Annotated in this window: 22 protein-coding genes, 1 pseudogene and 1 riboswitch; of the genes and pseudogenes, 11 read left to right on the forward strand and 12 right to left on the reverse strand. The window is 71.9% G+C overall.

What is annotated here, in order from left to right; all coding sequences use genetic code 11:
• Nucleotides 1–19 precede the first annotated feature (19 nt).
• The gene (locus tag NOO62_RS36465; RefSeq protein ID WP_414930949.1) at nt 20–922 is read left to right on the forward strand and encodes an endonuclease/exonuclease/phosphatase family protein; all 903 of its coding nucleotides are present in this window, start codon (nt 20–22) and stop codon (nt 920–922) included.
• Nucleotides 923–975: 53 nt separating this feature from the next.
• On the opposite strand, the gene NOO62_RS36470 is transcribed toward NOO62_RS36465, so the two are convergent.
• From NOO62_RS36470 to NOO62_RS36480, 3 genes are all read right to left on the reverse strand, one after another.
• Complete coding sequence (locus NOO62_RS36470; RefSeq protein WP_268775071.1) at nt 976–1,440, reverse strand: hypothetical protein; 465 nt, start codon at nt 1,438–1,440, stop codon at nt 976–978.
• On the reverse strand, nt 1,437–2,195 hold the full coding sequence (locus NOO62_RS36475) for an alpha/beta fold hydrolase (RefSeq protein ID WP_268775945.1): 759 nt from the start codon (nt 2,193–2,195) through the stop codon (nt 1,437–1,439). The genes NOO62_RS36470 and NOO62_RS36475 overlap by 4 nt, the downstream gene beginning before the upstream one ends.
• Nucleotides 2,196–2,321: 126 nt before the next feature.
• Nucleotides 2,322–3,131 carry an NPP1 family protein gene (locus NOO62_RS36480; protein WP_268775072.1) on the reverse strand — a complete coding sequence of 270 codons (810 nt, stop codon included), beginning with the start codon at nt 3,129–3,131 and terminating at the stop codon, nt 2,322–2,324.
• A 178-nt stretch (nt 3,132–3,309) separates the two neighbouring features.
• On the opposite strand from NOO62_RS36480, the gene NOO62_RS36485 reads away from it, so the two are divergent.
• The 5 genes from NOO62_RS36485 (at nt 3,310) to NOO62_RS36505 (ending at nt 9,372) form a co-directional block, all read left to right on the forward strand.
• A complete protein-coding gene (locus NOO62_RS36485; RefSeq protein ID WP_268775073.1) occupies nt 3,310–3,723 on the forward strand; it encodes a hypothetical protein in 414 nt (137 codons plus the stop codon).
• 116 nt (nt 3,724–3,839) lie between these two features.
• Nucleotides 3,840–4,034, forward strand: a complete 195-nt coding sequence (locus tag NOO62_RS36490) for an antitoxin (RefSeq protein WP_268775074.1) — start codon at nt 3,840–3,842, stop codon at nt 4,032–4,034.
• Between the two features lie 89 nt (nt 4,035–4,123).
• The gene (locus tag NOO62_RS36495; RefSeq protein WP_268775075.1) at nt 4,124–4,798 is read left to right on the forward strand and encodes a hypothetical protein; all 675 of its coding nucleotides are present in this window, start codon (nt 4,124–4,126) and stop codon (nt 4,796–4,798) included.
• A 211-nt stretch (nt 4,799–5,009) separates the two neighbouring features.
• Nucleotides 5,010–6,431 carry a pyridine nucleotide-disulfide oxidoreductase gene (locus tag NOO62_RS36500; RefSeq protein WP_268775076.1) on the forward strand — a complete coding sequence of 474 codons (1,422 nt, stop codon included), beginning with the start codon at nt 5,010–5,012 and terminating at the stop codon, nt 6,429–6,431.
• Between the two features lie 205 nt (nt 6,432–6,636).
• On the forward strand, nt 6,637–9,372 hold the full coding sequence (locus NOO62_RS36505; RefSeq protein ID WP_268775077.1) for a discoidin domain-containing protein: 2,736 nt from the start codon (nt 6,637–6,639) through the stop codon (nt 9,370–9,372).
• A 28-nt stretch (nt 9,373–9,400) separates the two neighbouring features.
• Here the strand turns inward: NOO62_RS36505 and NOO62_RS36510 are convergent, their stop codons facing one another.
• Complete coding sequence (locus tag NOO62_RS36510; RefSeq protein ID WP_268775078.1) at nt 9,401–10,264, reverse strand: alpha/beta fold hydrolase; 864 nt, start codon at nt 10,262–10,264, stop codon at nt 9,401–9,403.
• A gap of 81 nt (nt 10,265–10,345) precedes the next feature.
• Here NOO62_RS36510 and NOO62_RS36515 point away from each other — a divergent pair, with 81 nt between their 5' ends.
• Nucleotides 10,346–10,879 (forward strand): MarR family winged helix-turn-helix transcriptional regulator, encoded by a 534-nt coding sequence (locus NOO62_RS36515; protein ID WP_268775079.1) that lies wholly within the window; start codon nt 10,346–10,348, stop codon nt 10,877–10,879.
• On the opposite strand, the gene NOO62_RS36520 is transcribed toward NOO62_RS36515, so the two are convergent.
• From NOO62_RS36520 to aceA, 4 genes and pseudogenes are all read right to left on the reverse strand, one after another.
• A complete protein-coding gene (locus tag NOO62_RS36520; RefSeq protein ID WP_268775080.1) occupies nt 10,880–11,296 on the reverse strand; it encodes a hypothetical protein in 417 nt (138 codons plus the stop codon).
• A gap of 212 nt (nt 11,297–11,508) precedes the next feature.
• The gene (gene metE, locus NOO62_RS36525) at nt 11,509–13,833 is read right to left on the reverse strand and encodes a 5-methyltetrahydropteroyltriglutamate--homocysteine S-methyltransferase (RefSeq protein WP_268775081.1); all 2,325 of its coding nucleotides are present in this window, start codon (nt 13,831–13,833) and stop codon (nt 11,509–11,511) included.
• Nucleotides 13,834–13,996: 163 nt separating this feature from the next.
• A riboswitch (cobalamin riboswitch) is annotated at nt 13,997–14,216 on the reverse strand.
• A 191-nt stretch (nt 14,217–14,407) separates the two neighbouring features.
• Nucleotides 14,408–15,328 (reverse strand): annotated as a pseudogene (locus NOO62_RS36530) (malate synthase); the annotation flags it as partial.
• A 127-nt stretch (nt 15,329–15,455) separates the two neighbouring features.
• The gene (gene aceA / locus NOO62_RS36535) at nt 15,456–16,739 is read right to left on the reverse strand and encodes an isocitrate lyase (RefSeq protein WP_268775082.1); all 1,284 of its coding nucleotides are present in this window, start codon (nt 16,737–16,739) and stop codon (nt 15,456–15,458) included.
• A gap of 305 nt (nt 16,740–17,044) precedes the next feature.
• Between aceA and NOO62_RS36540 the strand changes: the two genes are divergently transcribed.
• Together NOO62_RS36540 and NOO62_RS36545 are read left to right on the forward strand one after the other, a co-directional pair.
• Nucleotides 17,045–18,520, forward strand: a complete 1,476-nt coding sequence (locus NOO62_RS36540; RefSeq protein WP_268775083.1) for a short-chain fatty acyl-CoA regulator family protein — start codon at nt 17,045–17,047, stop codon at nt 18,518–18,520.
• Nucleotides 18,521–18,627: 107 nt separating this feature from the next.
• Nucleotides 18,628–19,419, forward strand: coding sequence for a GNAT family N-acetyltransferase (locus tag NOO62_RS36545; RefSeq protein WP_268775946.1), 792 nt, complete (start codon nt 18,628–18,630; stop codon nt 19,417–19,419).
• On the opposite strand, the gene NOO62_RS36550 is transcribed toward NOO62_RS36545, so the two are convergent.
• From NOO62_RS36550 to NOO62_RS36560, 3 genes are all read right to left on the reverse strand, one after another.
• Nucleotides 19,403–21,637 (reverse strand): hypothetical protein, encoded by a 2,235-nt coding sequence (locus NOO62_RS36550; protein WP_268775084.1) that lies wholly within the window; start codon nt 21,635–21,637, stop codon nt 19,403–19,405. The two genes, NOO62_RS36545 and NOO62_RS36550, sit on opposite strands and share 17 nt — an antisense overlap.
• Before the next feature lie 74 nt (nt 21,638–21,711).
• Nucleotides 21,712–22,167, reverse strand: coding sequence for a hypothetical protein (locus NOO62_RS36555; protein WP_268775085.1), 456 nt, complete (start codon nt 22,165–22,167; stop codon nt 21,712–21,714).
• Between the two features lie 76 nt (nt 22,168–22,243).
• Nucleotides 22,244–22,768 (reverse strand): GNAT family N-acetyltransferase, encoded by a 525-nt coding sequence (locus tag NOO62_RS36560; protein ID WP_268775086.1) that lies wholly within the window; start codon nt 22,766–22,768, stop codon nt 22,244–22,246.
• Nucleotides 22,769–22,878: 110 nt separating this feature from the next.
• Between NOO62_RS36560 and NOO62_RS36565 the strand changes: the two genes are divergently transcribed.
• Both NOO62_RS36565 and NOO62_RS36570 read left to right on the forward strand, forming a co-directional pair.
• The gene (locus tag NOO62_RS36565; protein WP_268775087.1) at nt 22,879–23,751 is read left to right on the forward strand and encodes an LLM class flavin-dependent oxidoreductase; all 873 of its coding nucleotides are present in this window, start codon (nt 22,879–22,881) and stop codon (nt 23,749–23,751) included.
• A 65-nt stretch (nt 23,752–23,816) separates the two neighbouring features.
• On the forward strand, nt 23,817–24,812 hold the full coding sequence (locus NOO62_RS36570) for a LysR family transcriptional regulator (protein WP_268775088.1): 996 nt from the start codon (nt 23,817–23,819) through the stop codon (nt 24,810–24,812).
• A 27-nt stretch (nt 24,813–24,839) separates the two neighbouring features.
• Here the strand turns inward: NOO62_RS36570 and NOO62_RS36575 are convergent, their stop codons facing one another.
• Entirely contained in the window at nt 24,840–25,490 is a 651-nt protein-coding gene (locus NOO62_RS36575) for a TetR/AcrR family transcriptional regulator (protein ID WP_268775089.1), read from the reverse strand.
• Between the last annotated feature and the right edge of the window lie 65 nt (nt 25,491–25,555).

Genomic DNA, 25,555 nt, shown 5'->3' on the forward strand with positions numbered 1-25,555 from the left:
CCGTCCCATAATCTCTTGCATGAACACTGCAGGGACGGTGGGGACTCCGGGGGCTGCGGGTCGACGTCGGATCGGGGAGGCGAGGGTGTTCCGTAAGGGCACGCGGTTGCTGGCGGGCACCATGTTCGCGGTCTTCATGATGCTCGTAGGCCCCAGCGCTCCAAGCGGTGCCCTCTTCGTCAGGTCGCTGCCCGTCGACGCCGTCGGCGAGGTCGTACCGAACCGGGTCATGACGTGGAACATCTGCAATCCCTGCGACGTGAGCAACATCGACCGTGCGGCGGACATCGCCACGTACGCGCCCCAGGTCATCGGATTGCAGGAAGCGTGCGTGCGGGACGTCGAGAGGATCCGGAACCACCTGCGGAGCTTCTACGGGCTGGAGTACCGCGTCAAGTACGGGACGGTCCTCCAGGACTGGGGCCGCTGCGGCGGAGTGCCGTGGAATCCGGGAGGCTTCGGGCAGGCGGTCCTCTCGGCCGCACCCATGAAGGACCCGGTCACCGTGGAGTATCCGGACGGCGGATCCGAGGACCGCGGATACATGGCGGTCACCACTACCGTGGGCGGCCGGTCCGTCCGGGTCTTCAACACGCACCTCGCCCAGCGGCAGCAGGAATCGGTCCGGGCGGCGCAGGCCGGCGTACTGGCCGCGGCAGTCGCCCGGCACGACCGCGCGATCGTTCTCGGCGACTTCAACGCGGTGCCGGACGCCCCCGAACTCAGCCGCATCTGGGAGCTGGCCGAGGACACGGACTCCGAGTGTCACCCCGTGCCCACGGGTCCCTGCGAGCCGACGACCGACTGGCACAGCAAGTTCGACTACGTCTTCCTACGTGGCTTCGCCGCGCGCGAGCACCGCGTACAGCCCACGCCGTACTCGGACCACCACATGCTGCACACCGACGTGGAGCCGGAGTAGGCCGCTCACGGCGACCGCCGACCTCATCCGACCCCAGTCATCCTCAGTCGACCTCAGTCGTCCTCGTCCACATCGTTCTTGGATGCCCGGCGCCCCCTCGTGACCGCGAGGACGCTGCCGGCGACGGCGATCACCGCGATGGCCAGGGCGATGCTGAACCCGCCCCGCGTGTCCCAGTACACGTCCTCCAGGCTGATCAACAGCGCCGCCTCGTCGACGACGAGGGCGAGGCCGACCCCGTAGGCAAGCCCCATCCAGGCGCGCGCCCTGGCGGAGCGTTCGGCAAGGCCCGCCGCGCCCACCCCCGCGAGCAGCAGGATTCCCCACACGTAGTGATGGATGTGCACCCCGCCGGCCTGCATGTCACCGACCCCGGCGGCGTCGATGTGGATGAGCCAGGTGAGCAGCCGCATTCCGCCGAAGGTCAGGGCGAACCCCCACCAGGCGAGGACGAAACCTCGGCGCTTCGGGGAGATGCCGGGCAGCAGGCGCAGCCAGGGCGAGGGGTGGGACGTCATCCGGGCTCTCCCGCCATGAAGTTCTCGATCAGCGCGGCGAGGGCATCCGGCGCGCCGAAGTGGGCCGCGTGGGCGGCGTCCGGGAGATCCCGCGCGTACCCGTCGGCGACGAGATCCGCCACGCGTCGCGTCCACGCGTCGGAGGCGATGGTGTCACCCGCTCCACGTACGACGAGGGTGGGCGCGCGGACCCGGGACAGGTTCGCCTCGAATGCGGCGGCCGCGTCCCGCAGCGAGTGGCGGAAGGAGGCAGCGCAGCGCAGGGGGCCGGTGACCAGGTAGTCGAACCCGGCCAGCGCGAGCAGGCTCAGGGGCTCCCTGGGGGCGTCGGCGACGAGCCGCCCGAACTGACGCAGCCCGGAGAGGCCGGGGTCGAGCGCGGGGCCGACCAGCACCAGGTGGCTCACCAGGTGGGGGTGGCGGGCGGCCAGGGCCGCGACCACCTGGCAGCCGACCGAGTTGGCCACCAGGACAGTGGGCCCCGTCGAGAACGCACGGCCCAGGCCGCGCGCCAGGCCGTGCGCCAGGGCATCCGCGAGCTGTCCGACATCGGGCGCACGGCGTACGGCGGACCGAGAGCGCCCGTTGCCCGGCAGATCCGGCACGAGAACGCTCGTGCCGCCCGCGGCCAACCGACGCGCGAGCGGCACGAAGTAGCGGCCCGAGAGCCCGAGTCCGTGGACGAGCACGAAGGACGGGCGGGCCTCGCGCGGTGGAGGCCCGTACCTGCGGGCGAAGAAGCGGACATCAGTCATGTGATCCACGTGCCCACGATCGCTTCTCGTACCGCCCAAAAGGTATGACACGCCTGAAACGCATAAAGCGGCGGCGAGCCGACGCGCGTCTCAAGGGTTGCGGGTGTCTCAGGCGTTGCGGGTGTCTCAGGCGTTGACGTCGAACGGCACACCGGCCGGCAGCGCCGCGGCCAGGTGACCGGGGAAGCTCGCGTCCTTGAGGCCGAAGGTGGCGCTGCCGAAGTCGTGGGCGCTCAGTCGGTCCCGTAGGCCCGCCGGATAGCCGTTCCAGCCGATGAGCGCGGGGAACTGCCAGTTGCCGCGGTGGTTCTCGGGCGGCTCGTCGCCCGCGGTCGCGGCGCGGAAGCAGTGGGTGCCGATGCCGTCCTTGTGGTAGACGACCTTCGGGTGGGTGCCGTCCCAGCGGATCTGGTCGCGCGGGTGGATGCGGAACTTGCCGTGGGCGGACGTGGCGACGTACTCGGCTCGCCCGTCCTTCACCCACACCACGACGTGCTCCCAGTCGTGCCGGTGGCCGCCGAGGCCGCTGCCGGCCACGGCCTGGTCCTTCTCGAAGTAGAGGCCGTACATGACGGCGCACCAGCCGTTGTCGCACTTGGTGCGGGAGTATCCGTTGGTGTTGGCGAGGTCGCTCGCGTCGCGGCACTGCCCGTTGACGGCGCCGCTCGGCTTGAGTCCGCCGTTCACCGTTCCGTCGGGGCCGATGGCGGGCGTCGGGTAGCAGCCGTCGCCGTCGTAGTCGTAGGCGGGCTGGAACGTCTGCTCGGTGCCGTCGGCGTTCGCGGGCAGGGCCTGCGGCGGCGCGGCGACGGCCGATCCCGCGAAGGCCACGACCAGGGTGAGGGCACCGCCGACGGACAGGGACGCACGGCGGACCACTCTGCGCGACTTCGACTTCGACTTCGGCTCTGGCTCTGGCTTCGACTCCGGCTTCACAGAATTCTCCTCGGGCACTTCGGGACGGGGATGGGCAGCTGGGGCAGCCTTGTCATGCCCGCAACATCTCGGAGTCACGCGTACGAGGAGTTACGCGTATGCGTAGGGGAGTTGACGGGCGGGCGTGGTCGTCGAGAGCCTCACCCGGGGACACTTCGGCGTTTGAGGGGGGAATCAGGTGGTCTACGCGCAACCGATGGCGCGAGCGGTCGTGGAACCGGCCGTGCGTGAGCTGATGCGGCAGTGTGTCGACGGCCGTGAGCGTTCCACGACGGTCACTCTCGGCGGAGACGGATTCGACATGCACGCGCACGTCCGCGTGGGTCCGGTGGCTCAGGGCCGGGTCGAGGTCTCGCTCGCCTGCTGGGTCGCCAACAAGGACACGGCGCGGTACTTCGGCGACAACCCGCCGAGTCGCGACGAGGCCCTTCTGCCTCCGGAAGGCACGGCCACCCCGGACGAGCCGCTCACCGCCCGGGTGATCGGCCACCTCGCCACCCGTCTGGAGGCCCTCGACGCCCCTCGCCCGGACCGTGACGGCCACCTCACCGTCACCGTCCCTTTCGCGGCTCCACTCAGGGGTCAGCAGTGAGGGGGTAGGTCACGCGTTCGAATTCCGTCGCCTCCACAGGATGCGGATCCGGCATCGCGCCCTGAATCTGGATGGGAAGGGGAGGGACGGGAAGAGTCGAGAGGCAGGTACAGCCCATGTCGGTCATGGACAAGCTCAAGCAGATGCTCAAGGGGCACGAGGACAAGGCCGGGCAGGGAATCGACAAGGCAGGCGACTTCGTCGACGACAGGACCCAGGGCAAGTACTCCAGCCAGGTCGACACCGCCCAGGACAAGCTCAAGGACCAGTTCGGCTCGGACCGGTCCCAGCAGGACCCGCCGCAGAGCTAGGCGGGCGGCGCATTCGAGCAAGGCGCGGGCCCCCGCCCCTCCGTAGGACAGGGAGGGGCGGGGGCCCGCTGCGCAGGACCTCGCGCCGCATGCGCTTCGACGGATGGATCGCGGGGCTCGGCACCGGTGCCGGAGTGCGCCTGGTCGTCGGATACTGGCCCGTGTCCCCGCTGGGACCCTTCGCCGACGTCATGGTGGAGCGCGCCGACGGCCACCGCGTGCTCCTCGCGCCGTCGCAACAGGTCGCGGAGTTCGTCTCCGCCACGTACCGCTTCGACGAGATCGTCATGTGTCCCGTGGCCGTCGAGGCTGGGCAGGGGCAGGGGCAGGGGCAGGGGCAGGGGCAGGGGCAGGGGCAGGGGCATAGGCAGGGGCAGTGGACCGTGACCGCGGGGCCGCTGCGGCTCGCTTTCCAACCCGGCCGGTCCACCGCGCTCGGCCGCCTGCTGCGCCTGGTCCCGGGCCGCCTGGCGAGCAGCCCCGGCTGGGCCGCCCTGTGCGACGTGCCGGCCCGCCTGCTGATGCCGGGCGTACGGACGCGCGGCAGCGCGGGCAGGGGGCGCAGAGAGTGGTACGCGGCCAGGGACCTGCGCACCATCACGTCGGCGCGCGCGTCGTGGGACGGGCGGGATCTGGGGGCACTCACCGCGGTGGAGCCCCCGGTCCGCTTCGGCTTCGGGTCCGTGCCCCGTCGGCCGTCCCTGACCCGCGTCGTCACCACGGTGGAAATCGTTACTACGGCAGAATTCGGCACCCCGCGGTAGAACTCGGCGCCGCGGCGGCAGTCGTCACCACCCATGGAACCCGCGGAACCCGCGGAACCCGCGACACCGAGCCCCACCCGACAGTCCGATTCACGACTTGTGCCCGCCACGCTCCCTCTGCCGCAGTTTGGCCTGAGTCCCCGGACGGAATGTGCTCGTACGAGCCGCCGGGGCGTCCGGCGCCGCAAGTCCCGCCCGGGAGGCCGTGGTCATGAACGTACGAGTCGGGGAGACCGGCCGAGGCGGTCGCACGGTCGTCCTGGGCGCGGGCATGGCCGGGATGCTGGCGGCCGCCGTCCTGGCGGGCCGGATGGACGAGGTGGTGCTCGTCGACCGGGACCGCATGCCGGAGACGGCAGGACCGCGCCGCGGGCTGCCGCAGGCCCGCCACGCGCACATGGTGATGTCGGGCGGCGCGAGCGTCATCGACGCCCTGCTGCCCGGCACCGTCGACGCCTGGGTGGCCGCGGGGGCGCGGAAGCTGGGAGTGACGGACGGCATCGTCGTGCTCGGGCCCCAGGGCTGGTTCCCGCGCAGGCCCGGCAGCAAGTTCCTCGTCTCCTGCACCCGGGACCTCCTCGACGCGGTGGTGCGCGCACGCGTCCTGGGTCTGCCGCAAGTGGCACTGCGGGAAGGCGCCGAGGCCGTGGAGCTCCTCGGCGACCTGCGCCGGGTCACCGGAGTGGCCGTGCGGGACATCGACAGCGGCACCGTGGAGAATCTGGAGGCGGACCTCGTCGTCGACGCCTCGGGCCGCGGCTCGCAGGCCTCCCGGCACCTCGCCAGGCTCGGAGTGCCCGCCGTCCAGGAAGAGGTCGTGGACGCCGGGCAGGTCTACGCCACCCGGCTGTTCCGCGCGCCGCCCGGCACGCAGGACTTCCCGCTCGTCAGCCTCCAGGCCGACCCGCGCGCCGGAACACCCGGCCGGGGCGCCACCCTGCTGCCCGTCGAGGGCGGCCGCTGGCTGGTCACCATCGCCGGCACCCGCGGCGGCGAACCCACCAGGGGCGCCGTCGACTTCGAGCCGTTCGCCCGCAGCCTGCGCGACCCTCTCGTGGCCGACCTGATCTCACGCGCCGAGCCACTGACCGACGTCCACCTCACCCGCAGCACCGTCAACCGACGCCGCCGCTTCGACCGGCTGCCCGCAGCGCCGGACGGGTTCGTCGCCCTGGGCGACGCGGTCGCCACCTTCAACCCCGTCTACGGCCAGGGCCTGTCGGTGGCCGCCCACAGCGCCGCCGCTCTGGACCGGGCCCTCGGCGAGCGCCCTGCCCGCCGCGAGGGATTCGCCCGGCACGTCCAGCGGTCCGTGGCCCGTGCGACGGGCGGCCCCTGGGACCTGGCCACCGGCGAGGACCTCAACTACCCCGACACCACGGGACCTCAACTCCCGGCCGCCGCACGCCTGTTGCGCGGATACACCCAGCGGATGATGCGCACCGCCACCGGTAACACGGCGGTCCTGCGCGCACTCACCGACCTCATGACCCTCTCCGCGCCCCTGACCTGCCTGGCCAGGCCGCAGGTGCTGCTCGGCGTCGCCCGGGGGCCGGGACGGGACGCCCAGACGGGGCCGTCCATCACACCCGAGGAGCTCGCGGTGTGCGGACTGAGCAGTACGCGACGCTGAGCGCGACCCCCCCCCAGCCATCCCAGCCGTCCCAGTCGTCTCAGCCATCTCAGCCGTCTCAGCCGTCCCGGCGTGACCACGCGCGCCCTCACACGTTCTCCATGTCTTCGAGACTTGACCGAGAACACGGATCTATTGACGTGACTCGTTCAGGAAATTTATGGTCCCTGGACCCTCGCAAGGCGAACCAGAGTGACGGAGAACAATGACGTACTCCCTCGGTGCGCGGCCGCGCGCCGCCCGACTGACCGCGGTGCTGCTGGCCGGAACCCTCGTCGCCTCGGTGCCGTCGGTCGCCGCGAAGGCGGCCCCGGACGGCGACACCACCCCCGCCGCGCACTGCCGCACGGGTGACGGCTGGACCCTCGGCACCACGACCCGGGCCGACGCGAAGGACACCCACCACGCCTTCGTCGGCAACGGCTACCTGGGGCAACGCGTACCGCCCAATGGTGCCGGATACACCGAAAGCGAGGCCAAGACGGGCTGGCCGCTCTTCACCCCGCGCTACGACGGCTCCTTCGTGTCCGGCCTCTACGCACACAACAAGAAGACCGCCGAGGACCGTCAGGCCGTCGCCGCCCTGCCCAACTGGACCGCCCTCACGGTCAGCACGGGCGGAGAGCACGGCGATACCTTCAACTCTTCTACGCCGTCCGGCCGCATCTCCGACTACCGCCAGTCGCTCCTCCTGCACTGCGGTGTCGTCCGTACGTCGCTGACCTGGACGGCCGCCGACGGCCGCCGCACCGACCTCGTCTACGAGGTGCTCGCCGACCGCACCAACCCGCACGTCGGTGCCGTGCGGATGAAGATGACGCCGCACTGGAGCGGCAGGGCCACCGTCACCGACATGCTGGACGGCCGCGGCGCCCGCCGCATCCAGCAGACCGGCGGCGGCGACCGGATTGGCGGACACCGTGACGGCTCCCGGACCGCGCCGAGCATGGACGTCGCCTTCCGCACGGACGGCACGAAGGTCGACGGCGCCGTCGCCTCCACGCTGCGCGCGGGCCACGGAGCGCACGGAGCCATGGCCCAACAGGCCGCGCGTGCCCAGGACCTGACGGCACGCCAGGGCTTCGCCCTGCCGGTCCGGCGCGGACAGTCGTACGACTTCACCAAGTACGTCGGCATCGATACGGGTCTGACCTCCCGTGCACCGCGCCGGGACGCCACCGCCACCTCGCAACGGGCCGCCGACCGCGGCTGGAAGACCATGCTGCGGTCGCACACCGCCGCGTGGGCCGAACTGTGGCGCGCCGACATCGAGGTGCGCGGGCAGCGCGAGATGCAGTCATGGGTGCGGTCAGCGCAGTACGGGCTGCTCGCCAACACCCGCGAAGGCGCCTCCAACAGCATCGCTCCCGCGGGCCTGACCAGCGACAATTATGCGGGTCTCGTCTTCTGGGACGCCGAGACCTGGATGTACCCGGGTCTGCTCGCCACTCGGCCCGAGCTCGCCAAGTCCGTGGTCGACTACCGCTACCGCACCCGCGCGGGCGCCCGCGAGAACGCCAGGAAGCTCGGCTACGAAGGGCTCTTCTACCCCTGGAACAGCGGTAGTTCGGGCAACCTCGGCAAGGAGTGCCACAGCGTCGATCCGCCGCACTGCCGCACCCAGATCCACCTCCAGTCCGACATCTCCCTCGCCACCTGGCAGTACTACCTGGCCACCAAGGACACGGACTGGCTGCGCGAGCGCGGTTACCCGGTCATGAAGGGCATCGCCGAGTTCTGGGCGGGCCGCGTCAGCCGCAACAAGGACGGCAGCTACTCGATCAAGGACACGGCCGGGCCCGACGAGTACAGCAACGGCGTCGACGACGCGGTCTTCACCAACGCGGGGGCCGTCACCGCCCTGCGCCACGCCACCCGCGCCGCCGAACTGGCCGGGGAGCGGGCACCCGCCAAGTGGAAGACCATCGCCGACCGCATCCGCATCCCGTACGACGAGGGACGCAAGGTCTTCCAGCAGTACGACGGTTACAAGGGCAGCACCATCAAGCAGGCCGACACGGTCCTCCTGATGTACCCGCTGGAGTGGAAGATGCCCGAGGGCGCGGCGGCCGCCACCCTCGACTACTACGCGCAGCGCACCGACCCGGACGGACCGGCCATGACGGACTCGGTGCACGCCATCGACGCCGCCGGGATCGGTGAGCCGGGCTGCTCCACGTACACCTACCTGGAGCGCTCCATCAAGCCGTTCGTCCGCGGCCCCTTCGCGCAGTTCTCGGAGGCCCGCGGCGACAAGGCGGGCGCCGAGGACCCCCTGTCGGGCTCGCCCGCGCACGACTTCCTCACCGGCAAGGGCGGCTTCCTGCAGACCTTCACCAACGGTCTGACCGGCATGCGGATGCGGGAGAGCAGCCTCCACCTCGACCCGATGCTGCCTCCGCAGCTCGACCCCGGCGTCACCCTGCGCGGCCTTTCCTGGCAGGGGCGCACGTACGACATCGAGATCGGCGCCCGCCGCACGACCGTGCGCCTCACCGACGGCGCGCCCATGACACTCGACACCCCGCAGGGCAAGCGGACGCTCGACAAGGGAGCCCCCGTCGTCCTGGAGACCCGCCGCCCCGACCTGACCCCCACGACCAACTTGGCCCGCTGCACCACCGCCAAGGCCTCCTCCGAGCAGCCCGGCATGTACGCGGGCGCCGCCCTCGACGGCAACTCGGCCACGGCCTGGGTCCCCGACGGCGCGAACGGCCGCCTCACGACGGACCTCACCAAGCCGGTGCGCGTCAAGAAGGTCACCCCCACCTGGAGCGACACCGAGCCGACCGCCCACAGCGTCGAGCTCTCCCTCGACGGGCGGAACTGGCACCGGATGGACGCGGACGACCCGCGGCTCGCGCGGTACGTGCGGGTGACGGTGCGCGGTGAGGAGGGGGCGAAGAAGCACCCGGGAGTCGCGGAACTGACGGTTGATTAGCTACCGAGTCAGATAGTTCTGTGGCGGCTCAGCTCCAGAACCCGACCAGGGCGGCGGCGAGTTCGTCGGGGGCCTCCTCGGCCATGTGGTGGCCGGATGCGACGGGGCCCCCGACCGGCGGGCCGGCCGCCCAGTCACGCCAGACGCCCAGCACGTCGCCGTAGAGATCCACCATGTCGTCGCGGGTGGCCCACAGCACCTGCAGAGGACACTCGATGCGCCGACCGGTCCGCCGGTCGGCGTCGTCGTGCTCCCGGTCGACGCCGAGGCCCGCCCGGTAGTCCTCGCACATGGCGTGCACGGTGGCCGGGTCGTGGATGGCGCGCCGGTAGTCCTCGTACGCGTCGGCACCCATCTGCTCGGGGCCGGCCCTGTACCAGGCGTCGGGGTCGGCGTCGATGACGCGTTCGGCGCACTTGTCGGTCTGGCCGAGGAAGAACCAGTGCCACCATCGCGCGGCGAACGTCGCGTCGCAGCGCCGCAGTGCCTCGCCGATGGGGACGGCGTCGAGGACGCTCAGGGCGGACACGGACTCCGGGTGGTCCAGGGTGAGGCGCGACGCCACGTACGCGCCCCGGTCGTGCCCCACCACGGCGAACCGTTCGTGCCCGAGTCCGCGCATCACCGCGAGGCAGTCACGTGCCATGGCGCGCTTGGAGTACGGACTGTGCCGCTCGTCGGTCGGCGGCTTCTCGGAGCCGCCGTAGCCCCGCAGGTCCGGGCAGACGACCGTATAGCCGGCCGTGACCAGCAGCGGGGCGACTCGATGCCACGTCACGTGGGTACGAGGGTGACCGTGCAGGAGCAGCACCGCGGGCCCGGCCCCTCCGTGCCGGACCCGCAGTCGCACGCCGTCGCCCTCGCACCACGTCAGCTCGAAGTCGTCGAACACATGGCCTCCTGTGCCTCAACCGGTGTCCCGGTCACCGTAGGGGGCGGACGGGTACCCGCCGGGAAGGAGTAGAAAGGACACATGGCCGAACCCGGGAAGTGTCGTGAGGACGTGGACGACGTCGAGGCGGTGACCCGAGCGGTCCTGACGGCGTCGAGGCTGCTCATCGCCGTGTCGGCGCGATCCCTGGCGCAGGTCGAGGAACGAGTGACGCTCCCTCAGTTCCGCATGCTCGTCGTCCTGTCGACGCGGGGCGCCACGAAACTGGTCACGCTCGCCGAGCATCTGCAGGTGGCGCCGTCGACCGCCATGCGGATGGTGGACCGGCTCATCGCGATGGGGCTGGCCGACCGGCAGGTGAACCCTCACGACCGGCGTGAGACGTCGCTCCAGGTCACCGAGGAGGGGCGGCGGACCGTCGAGACCGTCACCGCCCGGCGCCGGGAAGAGGTCACGGCCATCGTCGAACGGCTCGCTCCCGAGCAACGCGGGGCGCTGGTGGCGGCGTTGACCGCGTTCAACGAAGCAGGCGGTGAACCGCAGGTGGCGGACGCGGACGGCCGGACGCCACAGCCGCTCGGCTGGGCCGAGGCGACGGCCGGCCGCGGGGCCTGATCAGCGCCGGTGGCCCAGCGGACAGAGCGTCGTGCCCTCGTCGCCCGTCTCCTCGCGGCGCCAGTGCCGGGCGCAGTAGGGGACGTCGCACCGCGCGCAGAAACCCGCGTCCCCCTTGAGGCCTGCCGTGTGGACGCGGCCGAAGGTGCGCGGATAGCGGAAGGCTCTTCGGCAGCGGTCCGCGTCGTCGTCCGAAACGTTCTCACCCGCGCCGTTCGTGTATGCCTCGCTCTCCACGGTGAACCACCAGAGCGAGTGGTCTCTGGACGCGGCGTAGGCGGCCCGGCCCATCGCGTCCCAGCGCGGCATGCTCACGGGATGCGCGCCGGGAGGGGTGAACTCGAGGTGCGCGATATGTGCCTTGCACACGGCGCAGGCCACGTACAGGACGAACATGAGCGAGGGGACTTGTCTCATGAGGCGGGGCCTTGGGGGAGGCGCGGAGTACAGCTCGGGTGGACGCATCCTTGCACGGTGCAACGCGACGCAGAGCGCGAAGCGGCATGAGTGAGCGTTACGAGCCACAGGTGTGTACGGGTGTGTGCCGCGGCTCCGGTTCGAACCGCAGCGCCGCACACACCCGTCAGGACGTGCTCATCACACCCGTACGGGCGTGCTCGTCACACGCGTCAGGACGTGCTCGTCCCGATTTCCTCGCGGACCGTCCTGGCCGCCGCGACCAGGTTCTCCAGCGAGGAGCGGGTCTCCGGCCAACCACGCGTCTTCAGACCGCAGTCGGGGTTGACCCAGAGCCGTTCGGCGGGGATCGCTTCGAGTCCCTCGCGCAGCAGGGCGGCGGCCTCCTCGGCGCCGGGGACGCGCGGCGAGTGGATGTCGTACACGCCGGGGCCCGCCTCGCGCGGATAGCCGTGGGCGGCGAGCTCGCGGGCGACCTGCATGTGGGAGCGGGCGGCCTCCAGGCTGATGACGTCGGCGTCGAGGTCGTCGATGGCCTGGACGATGTCGCCGAACTCCGCGTAGCACATGTGGGTGTGGATCTGGGTGTCCGGCCGTACCCCGCTCGTGGTGAGGCGGAAGGACTCGGTGGCCCAGGCCAGATAGGCGGGGTGGTCGGCGGCGCGCAGGGGCAGCGTCTCGCGCAGGGCGGGCTCGTCGACCTGGATGACCGAAGTGCCCGCCGCCTCCAGGTCGTCGACCTCGTCGCGCAAGGCGAGGGCGACCTGGCGTGCGGTGTCGCCGAGCGGCTGGTCGTCACGGACGAAGGACCAGGCGAGCATGGTGACCGGGCCGGTGAGCATGCCCTTGACGGGACGGCCGGTCAGGGACTGCGCGTACGTCGTCCAGCGCACCGTCATCGGTTCGGGGCGGGAGATGTCACCGGCGAGGATCGGCGGGCGCACATAGCGGGTGCCGTACGACTGGACCCAGCCGTGCTGCGTGGCGAGGTAGCCGGTGAGCTGCTCGGCGAAGTACTGCACCATGTCGTTGCGCTCGGGCTCGCCGTGCACCAGGACGTCGATGCCCGTCTTCTCCTGGAACGAGATCACCTCCTGGATCTCGGCCTTGATGCGCTCCTCGTACCCGGCGCCGTCGATCCGCCCGGCCCGCAGGTCGGCGCGGGCCGTGCGCAGTTCACCGGTCTGCGGGAACGACCCGATGGTCGTCGTCGGCAGCAGCGGCAGGCCGAGCGCGGTGCGCTGGGCGGCGGCCCGCTCCGCATACGGCTGGGAGCGCCGTGCGTCGGCGTCCGTGACGGCGCCGGTGCGGGCGCGGACGGCCGGGTCGCGGGTGATGGGGGAGCCCGCCCGGGAGGCCAGGTCGGCGCGGTTCGCGGCGAGTTGGGTGGAGATCGTGTGGGTGCCGCGGGCCAGGCCGCGGGCGAGCGTCACGATCTCGCCCGTCTTCTGGCGGGCGAAGGCCAGCCAGCGCAGGATCTGTGGCTCGATGTCCCGTTCGAGGCCCGTGTCGATGGGGACGTGGAGGAGGGAGCAGGACGCGGCCACGTCGACCCGCTCGGCGAGGCCGAGCAGGGTGCCGAGGATGGCCAGGGACTTCTCCATATCGTTGACCCAGATGTTGCGGCCGTTGACGACACCGGCGACCAGACGCTTGCCGGGCAGTCCGCCCACGGAGGCCAGCGCTTCGAGGTTGGCGGCGGCCGCCCCGGTGAAGTCGAGGGCGAGACCCTCGACCGGAGCCTTGGCGAGTACGGGGAGTGCGTCGCCGAGCCGGTCGAAGTACGACGCGACGAGCAGCTTGGGCCGGTCGGTGAGGGCGCCGAGGTCACGGTAGGCGCGCTCGGCCGCGTTGAGGTCGGCGGCCGTGCGGTCCTGGACGAGGGCGGGCTCGTCCAGCTGGATCCATTCGGCGCCCGCCGCGCGCAGGTCGGCGAGGACCTCCGCGTACACGGGAAGCAGCCGGTCGAGGAGTGTCAGCGGGTCGAAGTCGGCGGCGACCCCGGGCGCGGGCTTGGCCAGCAGGAGGTACGTGACCGGCCCGACGAGCACGGGCCGCGCCGTCAGCCCCAGCGCACGGGCCTCCTTGAACTCGGCCACCTGCTTGGACGAGTCGGCGGTGAACACCGTGCCCGGACCCAACTCCGGTACCAGATAGTGATAGTTGGTGTCGAACCACTTCGTCATCTCGAGCGGCGCCACGTCCTGCGTGCCGCGCGCCATGGCGAAGTAGCCGTCGAGGGCGTCCGCGTCGGCCGCGGCGCGGTGCCGCTCCGGGATCGCGCCCACCATGACGGTGGTGTCCAGGACGTGGTCGTAGTACGAGAAGTCGCCGGTGGGGACTTCGCCCATGCCGGCGTCGGCGAGCTCGCGCCAGTTGGCGCGGCGGAGGTCGGCGGCGGCGGCGCGGAGGGCGTCGGCGGTGACGCGGCCCTTCCAGTAGCCCTCGACGGCCTTCTTCAGTTCACGGTTCGGGCCCTGGCGGGGGTAGCCGTACACGGTGGCCCGTGCTGCCGCGGCTGCGGTCCTGGTGGTCACGGAGATCTCCTTCGCGAGATGAATCCCTGAGATCCCGGCGACGGGACGAGAGCGCGAAGGGGTGACGCACCGGACGGCCCGGGTACGCGCGTCGGGCGCGGCCGTCCGTCAGATGTGTTCGCCGACCCGCCCACGAGGTCACCGGGATATCCGCGCACGAATGGTTCGGGCACGGACAGCGGGCAGGTCTTCGGACTCGCGGGCACGTCCTCCGGGGAGGACACCTACTGGCCGTCGCTTCCCAGGACCGTTCGTCGGTCCCAGTGCATGTGACGGCGGTCGTTCCCGCTCACCGCTGCGGGGCAGTCCCGGATTCCCACCGGGTTCCCTCTTGCGACGCTCCCGTCTGGCGGACGGGGCGAACCAGCTGCACTGATCACCTTACGGCGCCGTCCGCCGACGAGCCGGGCCGTGCCCGGCAATCGCAAGGTGAGGTGGAACACGTGCGCGATGTGCTTCGCACACGGGGCGGGCGGGAAGGCGGCACACTCCGCTGCCTCCCGCCCGTCCGCGCGGACGACCGCCCGCCCCCTCGGCGGGCGGCCGCCTCCGGGCCCCTCAGCCCAGGTCATCGGGTCGGTCGGGTGCGCTCACGCAGCAGGAAGTCCGTGCGGTGCCCGAAGGTCTTGATGAGGCTGAACAGGTAGTCCCAGCGACCGGCGTTGAGCCCCGAACTGTGCTCGCGGAGCTCGAAGAGGATCTCCTCCATCTGCACGGCGGCCGTGATCGTCTCGATGAGGACGGTGGCACGGACCGTTCCGCGGGGGATGCCCAAAAGCTCCTGCGCGGCGACGAAGACGTTGTTCCACAGGCGTGCCTCGTAGCGGTTCTCCAGCTTGGGCAGGTAGAAGTACGGGCCGTGACCCGCGTCGATCTGGCGCCGCGCGCAGTGGAAGAAGTACAGGCCGAAGTCGACGAGGGAGGCGGGCACGGGCTCGCCGTCGTACTCCAGGTGCTCCTCGGACAGGTGCCAGCCGCGCGGGCGGACCACGATCGTGGCGAGCCGGTCGCGGTCGGCGAGCCGGTACTCCTTGCCCTCGGGAGCGGTGAAGTCGATGCGCCGCTCGATGGCGTCCAGCAGGTTCAGCTGCCCGCCGATCACGTTGTCCCAGGTCGGAGAGGTGGCGTCCTCGAAGTCGGCCATCCACACCCGCGCCCCCGAGTTGAGCGCGTTGACCGTCATACGGCGGTCCGGCGGACCTGTGATCTCCACGCGGCGGTCGGTGAGGCCGGGGGCCGGAGGGGCGACGTGCCAGGTCGGGTCGTCGCGCACGGCGGAGGTGACGAGGGGGAAGTCGAGCGGCGTGCCCGCCGCGAGCCGCAGGGCCTGGCGGCGCCGTTCCTTCAGCAGCTCATCGCGCCGCTCGCCGAAGAGGGCGGCCAGTCGGCCGACGAAGTCCAGGGCGGCCGGGGTGAGGATCTCGTCGTGGCGGTGTCCGGGCGGGGAGGGTGGGGCGAGGACGCGGATGGGGCGGGTGAGGGTGTTGGCGGGCATGGGGGTCTCCTGGGGCGGGAGGGAGAGCGGAGGGGGTGAGCGGAGGAGGGGAGGCGGGGCGCGGGGGACGGCGGGTCGGCCGACCTCACGCCCCGCGTCGGCACGGGGTGTTGCCCTCGGCGGAGACCTAGTGGAACTGCTCCGCCTCCGTGGAGCCCGCCAGCGCGGTCGTGGAGGAGGCGGGGTTGACCGCGGTCGACACGAGGTCGAAGTAGCCGGTACCGACCTCGCGCTGGTGCCTGACCGCGGTGAAACCGTGTTCCTGCGCCGCGAACTCCCGCTCCTGGAGGTCGACGTACGCGGTCATGCCGTGGTCCGCGTAGCCGCGTGCCAGGTCGAACATGCCGTGGTTGAGGGAGTGGAAACCGGCCAGGGTGATGAACTGGAACTTGTAGCCCAACGCGCCCAGCTCGCGCTGGAACTTGGCGATCTCGTCGTCGTCGAGGGCGGCCTTCCAGTTGAAGGACGGCGAGCAGTTGTAGGCCAGCATCTGGTCCGGGTGCTCGGCGTGGATCGCCTCGGCGAACTCGCGGGCCTGCGCCAGGTCCGGCGTGCTGGTCTCCACCCAGATGAGATCGGCGTACGGGGCGTAGGCGAGGCCGCGCGCGATCACCGGGGCCATGCCGTTCCTGACCCGGTAGAAGCCCTCCGCCGTCCGCTCGCCCGTCACGAACTCCGCGTCGCGCTCGTCGACGTCGCTGGTGAGGAGGTTGGCGGCGAGCGCGTCCGTGCGGGCCACGATCAGGGTCGGCACGTCGGCGATGTCCGCGGCGAGCCGGGCCGCGTTGAGGGTACGGATGTGCTGGCCGGTCGGCACGAGCACCTTGCCGCCGAGATGACCGCACTTCTTCTCGGAGGCGAGCTGGTCCTCATAGTGGATGCCCGCCGCACCCGCCGCGATCATGGCTTTGGTCAGCTCGAAGGCGTTGAGCGGGCCGCCGAAGCCCGCCTCCGCGTCGGCGACGACCGGCGCGAGCCAGTCCGTCACGTCCCCGTCGCCCTCGCTCGTGGCGATCTGGTCGGCGCGCAGCAGCGCGTTGTTGATGCGACGCACCACCTGGGGAACGGAGTTGGCGGGGTACAGGCTCTGGTCCGGGTAGGTGTGACCGGCCTGGTTGGCGTCGGCCGCGACCTGCCAGCCGGACAGGTAGACGGCCTGGAGACCGGCCTTGACCTGCTGCACCGCCTGTCCACCGGTCAGCGCGCCCAGCGCGTGGACGTAGTCCAGGTCGTGCAGCTGCCGCCACAGCCGCTCCGCGCCGCGGCGCGCCAGGGTGTGCTCCTCGCGGACGCTGCCGGCGAGCCGGACGACGTCGTCGGCGCTGTACGTGCGGTCGATGCCCTGCCACCGGGGGTCGGTGGCCCAGCGCCGTGCGAGCTCTTCGGCCGCGTGCTTCCTCGCGTCTGCCATTGCTGTCACCGTCTCCTTGACGTCCGGGTGTCGTCTGCCAATGCCCCGTCGCCGCGCGGGCTGTGCTGGCACGGGGTGTCACTGGTCTGACTGGATGCACTGCGTGTTGCGGCCGCACTGCAGACGATGGCACTGGCACGCAGTGCCATCAATCGTGGACGCGTGCCAACTTCTGCGAATCTTCGGGCGGGGAACTGCCAAGGTTGCGAAGGGTTCGCGGCAGGGCGGTTCCCGTACGCTGACGCCCACCCGTCACCGTGCTGGAGCATGCGCGCGGGGCACGATGGAGCACGGAGGAGCACACGGTGAGCAAGACGTACGCGGGCGCGCGACTGCGGCGGCTGCGCGAGGAGCGCCGGATGAGCCAGGCCGAGCTCGCCCGCACCCTGGCCATCTCGCCGAGCTACCTCAACCAGATGGAGCACGACTCCCGCCCCCTCACCGTGCCCGTTCTGCTCCGGCTGACCGAGACCTTCGGCGTGGACCCGGGCTTCTTCTCCGAGCGGGACACGACCCGGCTCGTGGCGGACCTGAGGGAGGCGCTGGTCGGCGAGATCACCGAAGCCCGTGTCTCCCCTTCCGACCTCGCCGAGCTCGCCTCGCGCATGCCCGCGGTCGCGCAGGTCCTGCTGGACCTCGGCCGCCGCGGCCAGCTCCTGTCCGAACGCCTCGCGGAAGCCGCGGACGGCCGCGACGGCGCGGCCCCCGACCTGCCCCGCTCACCCCACGACGAGATCCGCGACTTCTTCTACCGCCGCAGGAACTACCTCCACGACACCGACATCGCCGCCGAGCATCTCGCCGAGGAGCTGGGCATCCGGCCCGGCGAGGTCACGCGCGCCCTGACCGCACGGCTCACCGACGCCCACGGCGTACGCCTGACCGCCGGGGCCGGGGCCGGGGCCGGGGCCGGTGACCGCCTGACCGCCGGGCCCAGCGACCGCCCGACCGCCGGGACCGGCGACCGCCTGCACCACTACGACGAAACGACCCGCACCCTCCACCTCTCCAGCCGTCTGCGCCCCGGCCAGCGCGCCTTCCGCATGGCCACCCAGCTCGCGCTCCTCGAACACGGCGACGTACTCGACCGCCAGGCCGCCGACGACTTCACGCCCGGCACGCCGACCCACGCCCTCGCCCGCATCGGCATCGCCCACTACTTCGCCGCCGCACTCGTCCTGCCGTACCGCGCCTTCCACGCGGCGGCCGAAGAGGTCCGGTACGACATCGAACGGCTCACCGACCGCTACGGCCTCGGCTACGAAACCGTCTGCCACCGGCTCAGCACCCTCCAACGCCCGCGCCTGCGGGGCGTGCCCTTCTCCTTCGTCCGGGTAGACCGGGCGGGCAACCTCTCCAAGCGCCAGTCCGCCACGGGCTTCCACTTCTCACGCACCGGTGGCACCTGCCCGCTCTGGAACGTGTACGAGGCCTTCGCCGCGCCCGGCCGCATCCACGTACAGATCGCCGAAATGCCCGACGGGCAGCGCTACTTGTGGACCGCCCGCGCCATCACCCGGCACCGCGGCGGCTGGGGCGAACCGGGCAAGACCTTCGCCATCGGCCTCGGCTGCGAGATCCGCCACGCCCACCGCCTCGTCTACTCCGACGGACTCGACCTCTCCACTGCGGCGGCCGCCACCCCCATTGGGATGGGCTGCCGCGTCTGCGAACGCCTCGACTGCCCCCAACGAGCCGCACCGCCGCTGGGCCGCCCCCTGCGCATCGACCAGAACAGCAGCACGTTCGTGCCCTACCCGGTGACCGACGCCCCGAATTGAGCGGCGAGCCGCGCCGTGGCGCGGCAAGCTACGGAAGTATGACCGACGATCGCCGCGACGACGCGCCGCCTCTGGAGCAGGCCGACCGCGCCGACCCGCTCGACAGGATGGAACGGAACCTGGCCGAGCACGCCTGCCACCTCCACCGGGGCCTGCCGGGGGCGACCGTCGTGGCGACCGACGACCTCGTGATCGCCGACAGCGGCCTCGACGACGACACGTTCAACGTCGTCGCCCTGGCCCGCTTCACCGCCGAGACCGCCCCGGCGCGCGTCGCCGTCACCGCACGGGCGCTGGTCGCGACGGGTCGCCCCTTCTCCTGGTGGGTCGGTCCCGCATCGGCACCGCCGGATCTGTCGGCCCGCCTGACGGCCGCCGGACTGCCCGCTTCGGAACGGGAGACGGCGATGTGGGCGCACCTGGACGAGCTCCCGCCGCTGCCTTCCGTGCCGCGCCTGGGCATCCGGCCCGTGACGACACCCCGGCAACTCGCCGACTACGCCACGGTCCTCGCCGCGAACTGGACCCCGCCCGCCGAGACGGTACGCCGCTTCTACGCCCGCGCCGCCCCACAGGCACTCGCCCCGGACTGCTCGGCCCGCCACCTCGTCGGCTACGTGGCGGACGAAGCGGTCTGCTCCGCCGAGGTGTTCGCGTACGCGGGCGTCGCCGGGATCTACAACATCAGCACCCTGACCGCGCACCGAGGACGCGGCTACGGCGGCGCGATCACCCTCGCCGCGCTCCACACCGCCCGCCGCCTGGGCCACTCCCTGGCCGTTCTCCAGGCGTCGGCCGAGGGCGAGCCCGTCTACCGCCGTCTCGGCTTCCGCTCCTGCGGCCGGTTCACCGAACACGCCCTGCTGCGCGCAGAGTCGCGGATCAACGCCTCCGGTTGAGCGTGTCGACCGCGCCCAGCGCATCGCCGATCGTCGCGAAGTCGACGGCGACGAAATTGACCGGCCTGCCGCGCTCCTTCTCGCAGCGACGCACCCGTTCCAGGATGAAGTCGCGTTTGTTGACGACGGCGGCGTCGAGACGGCTGCCGCCCATGTCGGTGATGAAGTGGTTCAGCAGGAACAGCCGCTTGCCGGTGCCGCCGCGGTGCGGGACGCAGTTCATCTGGTCCGGTGCGGTGTACGCGAACGGGGTCTCCATGCCGTACCGGTAGAAGTTGCGGTACCAGGGCGCGGGACCGTCGGCCTCTTCGGCGAAGACCACGAGGCGGCGCCCTTTGTCGATCATTTCGCCCAGGGTGGGCCAGGGGCGGTCGGGGTCGGAGTCCGGTGTGAACAGCAGCCGGTCCAGCCCCGCCTCGTGGAACGCGTCCCGCGTCTGTTCGCCGTCGATGGCGTCCTGGACGATCAGGGTGACCAGTTCACCGGGGTGCTCGTCGAGCCAGGTGCCGATCGTGCGCAGCGTCTCCACCAGGGGGATCGCCCCGGCCCTGCACACCGCGTGGCAGAGCCACATGCCGGGGCGCGGCGGGTTGGCGCGCTCCGCCAGGCGGGTGATCTGCTGCTTCATGTCGGGCGGGAAGTCCGCTTCCCGAAGCCGTTCGGACACCTCCTCGGGGGTCTCCCACGTCTGGGTGTCGATCAGGAGGCCGCGGGCTCCGGCGTCCAACTGCGCGACGATGTCCGGGTCCTGGAGCGGGCCGATGAACCGGTCGGCGGTCGTCGACATCGCGTTGTGCGTGGCCAGGAAGGCGGCCTGGTCGTACGGCCTGTCGCAGAGCGACTCCGAGCCCAGGCACAGCTCGCGGGCGTCCTTGCCCGCCGCGAGAGGAGCCAGCACCGCGCCCACCATCGCGACGGCCACGAGGACGCCGCCCGCCGTACCGAGGACCGCGCTCCGCCGCCGTCCCGTCAGCCGCGCCCCGCGCCGCGCCACCACCTTCTCGTACGCCCACGGCGCCCCGGCCAGAGCCAGCCCCGCGAGCAGCGGGAGCGCCGACGTGATCAGCCCCACCGAGACGAGGGCGTCGGCGGCACCGTGCTGGACGTCGTCGAGTAGCTTGCCGACCGAGGGCGGCCAGCTCGAAGGCGGACGGGCCATCAGCTCCCCGACCCGCCACCGCGCCACCGCGAGGACCACCACCGACAGCGCACCTCCCACAGCCGGCGCCGTGCCCACGCGGCGCACCCGCACCGCCCAGGACGCGGAGCCGGTGAAGGCCAGCACGCAGCCCGACGCGAGAGCGAGCACGCCCGCGATGCCCTGGACCCACCCCAGCGCCAGCCTGGTGAAGTACCGGGCCTGCTCGGCCGCTCCCAGGTCGACACCCGCGGCCTTCAGGTCCGGTACGGCGTTCCAGCGGCCGTCGTCCGTGAGCGTCGACAGGTCGGCGGCGGCGCCGGGCACCCGGTCGCCGAGCGCGTACGGTCCCACGGCGGCCAGCGCCGACGCCACGTCTCCGGTGCCGAGCGACGCCTCCACCTCGGGGCGCAGGGCTGCCCGCCGGTCCTCGGGGACGGCGCCCATGAGCCACTCCGCCGCCTGCCGTGCGGCGGTCGGCGCCAGGCGCAGCTCGGGGAGGTTGTCGGGCCGGTGGCCACGGGAGATGTCGTCCAGAGCGGCCGTCAGCTCCCGCGTGAACGCGGCGAAGTCGGGCGATGCGCGGCCCTGCGTGGAGGCGACCAGGTCACCGAGGTAGATCTCGGCGAAGCTGCCGATGTTCGTCAGGACGGGCCGCAGATCGACGGAGAGGCGCAGGCGCGGCTCCTGCCCGCGCAGGTACGCCACGGCGTGACCGATCTGCTCGTCCACCAGGGTGCGCAGGGTGGCGGGCGGCAGCACGTTCTTCAGGTTCGCCGTCACCTGTGCCTCGGGCACCGGCAGGCGGCCGAGGAGCTCACGGGTGACGCGTGCCGTCGCGGGGTCGACGAGCACTTCGTCGTACAGCCGCTCGTACGCGCCCTGCTCGTCCAGCACGGCCTGGTAGAAGACACGGTTCAGGACGGTCGCGCGGGCGCATCCGGCGAGGACGAGGACGACGGTGGACAGGGCCAGCACGCCCCAGGCCACGGGCCGCAGCCAGGACGCCGGCCGCCGCCACCGCTGCCGCGGGGGCGTCGCCGCGGTAGCGCCCGTGCTCCCCGCGTCGCTGCCACTCACGAAACGATCATCCTCCGGCCCGCGGCGCGGCGCCACACCGGCCCCTCGGCACCGGCCCCTCGGCACCGGACCTCTCAGTTGAAGAGGGTGATCCCCCACAGCCGCAGGTCCCTGCGTTCGCGCGTGCGGGCGTACGCGTTGAGCGCGAACCGCCGATCGCCGTGAGCGGCAGCAGCAGGTCGAACAGCCAGGGACTGAGCGGATACAGCGGTACGAGGGCGAGCGGGACGGCCCAGGCGAACCCGCAGCACACGGACCGCACGGGCCAGCCGCTCCGGTTCGCCCGCGGTCCAGCGGAGCAGCCCGGGCGTGCCGAGCGCGACACCTGCGGCGAGCCACGCGGGGAGGTAGAGCGCTCCGACGGTGCGCAACAGGTAGTCGCTGGTGGAGAGGTGGAACACGGTGTCGCGCAGCCCGAGCGCCTTGGTCTCGCCGTCCGTGCTCGCCCAGCCGAAGTAGAAGAGGACGGCGGTGAGCCCACGCCGGTACCCGGTCGCCACCTGAACCGAAGCGAACAGCCGTGTCGGCACCCCCGTTTCGCCTGCTCCCATGATGCTGCGGAGGGGCGAAGTCCGGGATCTCTTCGGGCAACTGGGCCCGCGCGGCTCAGCGTTGTGCTGGGCGCCAGTACAGCGCGGGGTCGGGGTGGTCGACGAAGCCGAGGTCCCGGTACAGCGGCTCGCCGTCCGCGGAGGCGTACAGGTCGACGCGGGAGACGTCCTGCGTACGGAACCAGTCGAGCAGCTCCCGCATGATGGCCCGGCTGTGCCCGCGCCGCCGGTACGCGGGGTCCGTGACCACGCCGATCACGTGGCCGACCCGGCCGGAGACGCTGTGCGGGCCGGGGAACCACTGCTCGACGGTGCCGATTCCGCAGGCCGCGAGCCCGTGCGCGCCGTCCACGACGAGGATGCGCGTGGCGTCGGACGTCAGCTGTTCCCTCAGCACCGAGGCGAGGTTGTGGCGCCAGTCGTCCTCGACCGACGCGGGCTTGAAGTACTCCCCGTCGCGGGTCGCGAAGAGCAGCGACCGCAGGCGTACGAGTTCGGGAACGTCCGCCGCCACGGCCCGGCGCACGTGGGTAACGCCTCGGCTGGGCACGGTGAGTTGTTGTCCGTCGGTCCGGTTCATGCCCATCACCGTCCAGTAAGGGTCTTGTACACCACAACCCTTACCGTGCGAGTGACGAGGAGAGCGATTCCCTGTTGAGCGCGGGCGACGGACCGGGATAGGAAGGCGCCATGACGACTCTCGGCGTGGTCTTCCGCCCCCAACTTCCCCCCGAGCGCCTGCGCGCCATGGTGCGCACCGCCGACGACGCGGGACTCGACGAGCTGTGGCTCTGGGAGGACTGCTTCCTGGAGAGCGGCATCGCCGCCGCGTCCGCCGCCCTCGCCTGGTCCGAGCGGCTGCGCGTGGGGGTGGGACTCCTGCCCGTGCCGCTGCGGAACGTCGCCCTCGCCACCATGGAGGCGGCCACGCTGCACCGCCTCTTCCCCGACCGCGCCATGCTCGGCGTCGGACACGGCGTACAGGACTGGATGGGGCAGGTGGGCGCACGGGCCGAGTCGCCGGTCACTCTCCTGCGCGAACACCTCGACGCGATGCGGGCGCTGCTGGCGGGCGAACGCGTGACGACCCACGGGCGGTACGTCCACCTCGACGGCGTGGCGCTCGACTGGCCGCCCGCGTCCGCCCCCGCGGTGTACGCGGGCGCGCGGGGTCCGCGCTCGCTGCGGCTCACAGGGGAGGCGGCGGACGGCACCATCCTGGACGCGAGCGTGACACCGGACGACGTACGCCGGGCACGCCAACTCATCGACGAGGGGCGGAAGTCGGCCGGGCGTGAGGGCGCCCACCCCGTGGTCGTCTACCTGCTCGCCGCGACCGGACCGGACGCGGAGACCCGGCTGCGCGCCGAGCTCCGCGGCGAGGGGCGGGACGGGATCGAGGGCCTCGGAGTCGCCGGGGACGCGGAGGCCGTCGCGGAGGCCGTCCGGCGACTCGCCGACGCGGGGGCCGACACGGTCGTCCTGCAACCCACCGCCGACGAACCGGACCCGGAGGGGTACATCCGCTTCGTCACGGACAAGGTGGCTCCGCTGATGTCCTGACCAACCATCGCCGACGCGCCGATCGCGGATCGCCCGGCCCATCGGCACACCCTATGCTCCCGCACATGGGACATAGGAATGCCGATGCTGTCACCGTCACAGCCGCCGATGCCGACGATCGGGACAGAACAGCGCCCGGTGAATCAGGCACCGCGAGCAGCCCCGCCTCGCTCGACCTGAACCAACTCCGCACCTTCCTCGCCGTCTACCGCTCCGGGTCCTTCACCGCGGCCGCCCGCCTCCTGGGCCTGTCGCAGCCCACGGTGACCGCGCAGATCCGGTCCCTGGAGCGCAGGCTCGACCGGGAGCTCTTCGAGCGGCTCCCGCGCGGCGCGGCGCCCGCGCCCTTCGCGGACGAGCTGGCGGCCCGCATCGTCGAGCCGCTGGACGCGCTCGCCGAGGTCGCGGGCCACGGTGGCGACAGCGCGGCCGAGCCGGTGCACGTGGCGGGTCCGGCGGAGCTCCTCTCCCACTGTGTCCTGCCGCGCATCGCTCCGCTGGTGGAGAGGGGAGTGGTGCTGCGCGTCGCGACCGGCCTGACGGACGACCTCCTGGAGGAGATGCGCGCGGGCCGGCACGACCTTCTCATCGCCACGGCCCGTCCCCGAGCCCGGGCGCTGGCTTCCGTGCCACTCGCCGACGAGGAGTTCGTCCTGGTCACCTCGGCGGTCTGGGCGGCGCGGACCGGCGGGGCGGCGCGGCTCGCCGTGGACGGCCCCGCGGTGCTGCATGGCGTCCCCCTGGTGGCGTACGCCGAAGACCTGCCCATCGTCCGCCGCTACTGGCGCCACGTCTTCGGCAAGCGCCTGGTCTGCAAGCCCGCCGTCACCATGCCGGACCTGCGCGCGGTCAAGGCGGCCGTCGTGGGCGGCGCGGGCTTCAGCGTGCTGCCCCGCTACCTGTGCCTCGACGAACTGTCGTCCGGCGCACTGGTCCTGCTCAACGACCCGGACGACCCGCCCATCAACACCGGCTACCTCGTCCAGCGCCCCGGCTCCTCGGACAACCCGCACGTAGCCCTGGTAAGAGACCACCTTCTGGAGTCCGCGCGCGGCTGGTAGCCGGGGGGACCGGGGTTGCGGCCGGAATCAGTCCTCGGCGTCCCGCAGCTGCAACCCGTTCTCCCAGATCGTGTTGAGCGTCGTGACGAGCCGCTCGTACGGGATGCGCTGCCCGAGCACGAACACCATGTACGCCATGCGGCTCACCATCACGGACAGGGCGTGCGCGGTGACCAGCGGATCCAGGGCGGTGTCGGCCCGGCCGTTCTCCTGGAGGGTGCGGATGAGCTTGGCGTTGCGCCGGGCGAACGCGTTGCCACGCTCGATGCGCAACGCCATGAACTGCTCGTCGACCTGGGCGACTTGCTCGAACAGCGCCATGAGGCGGGCGTTCTTCTTGTACGCCCGCAGATACTCGCGGTTCGACGCGTCGATGAGCTTGCGGGGGTCGGTGATGCCGGTGCGCTCGCGCAGGTGCGGATGGAGCATCTCCTCCTGCACCTGCTCGACCAGCGCCTGGAAGATCTCTTCCTTGCTGTTGAAATACGTGTAGAACGACCCGGAGGCGACGTGGGCCGCCTTGGAGATGTCCGTGATGCGGGCGTCCAGGTACCCGTCGCGCTCGAACACCTCGCGCGCGGCGGCGATCAGCGCGTTGCGCGTCCTGACGCCACGGGCGCTGCGGGGTGTGATCGGTTGCTTCTGGCCGCCGTCTGCGGCCGGGGCCTGGGCAGCCACTGCGATCCATTCACTCTCGGTCGAACCACTGTCGGTCGAACCTGTACGTATCGGTGGCAGCGGAT

The sequence above is a fragment of the Streptomyces sp. Je 1-369 genome (assembly GCF_026810505.1).
Lineage (GTDB): Bacteria > Actinomycetota > Actinomycetes > Streptomycetales > Streptomycetaceae > Streptomyces.

What these genes read in the sequence shown, in the direction of transcription:
- NOO62_RS36465 (WP_414930949.1), top strand. Translation starts at nt 20, where the DNA reads ATGAACACTGCAGGGACGGTGGGGACTCCGGGGGCTGCGGGTCGACGT.
- NOO62_RS36470 (WP_268775071.1), bottom strand. Translation starts at nt 1,440, where the DNA reads ATGACGTCCCACCCCTCGCCCTGGCTGCGCCTGCTGCCCGGCATCTCC.
- NOO62_RS36475 (WP_268775945.1), bottom strand. Translation starts at nt 2,195, where the DNA reads ATGACTGATGTCCGCTTCTTCGCCCGCAGGTACGGGCCTCCACCGCGC.
- NOO62_RS36490 (WP_268775074.1), top strand. Translation starts at nt 3,840, where the DNA reads ATGTCGGTCATGGACAAGCTCAAGCAGATGCTCAAGGGGCACGAGGAC.
- NOO62_RS36495 (WP_268775075.1), top strand. Translation starts at nt 4,124, where the DNA reads ATGCGCTTCGACGGATGGATCGCGGGGCTCGGCACCGGTGCCGGAGTG.
- NOO62_RS36500 (WP_268775076.1), top strand. Translation starts at nt 5,010, where the DNA reads ATGAACGTACGAGTCGGGGAGACCGGCCGAGGCGGTCGCACGGTCGTC.
- NOO62_RS36505 (WP_268775077.1), top strand. Translation starts at nt 6,637, where the DNA reads ATGACGTACTCCCTCGGTGCGCGGCCGCGCGCCGCCCGACTGACCGCG.
- NOO62_RS36515 (WP_268775079.1), top strand. Translation starts at nt 10,346, where the DNA reads ATGGCCGAACCCGGGAAGTGTCGTGAGGACGTGGACGACGTCGAGGCG.
- NOO62_RS36520 (WP_268775080.1), bottom strand. Translation starts at nt 11,296, where the DNA reads ATGAGACAAGTCCCCTCGCTCATGTTCGTCCTGTACGTGGCCTGCGCC.
- aceA (WP_268775082.1), bottom strand. Translation starts at nt 16,739, where the DNA reads ATGGCAGACGCGAGGAAGCACGCGGCCGAAGAGCTCGCACGGCGCTGG.
- NOO62_RS36545 (WP_268775946.1), top strand. Translation starts at nt 18,628, where the DNA reads ATGGAACGGAACCTGGCCGAGCACGCCTGCCACCTCCACCGGGGCCTG.
- NOO62_RS36560 (WP_268775086.1), bottom strand. Translation starts at nt 22,768, where the DNA reads ATGAACCGGACCGACGGACAACAACTCACCGTGCCCAGCCGAGGCGTT.
- NOO62_RS36565 (WP_268775087.1), top strand. Translation starts at nt 22,879, where the DNA reads ATGACGACTCTCGGCGTGGTCTTCCGCCCCCAACTTCCCCCCGAGCGC.
- NOO62_RS36570 (WP_268775088.1), top strand. Translation starts at nt 23,817, where the DNA reads ATGGGACATAGGAATGCCGATGCTGTCACCGTCACAGCCGCCGATGCC.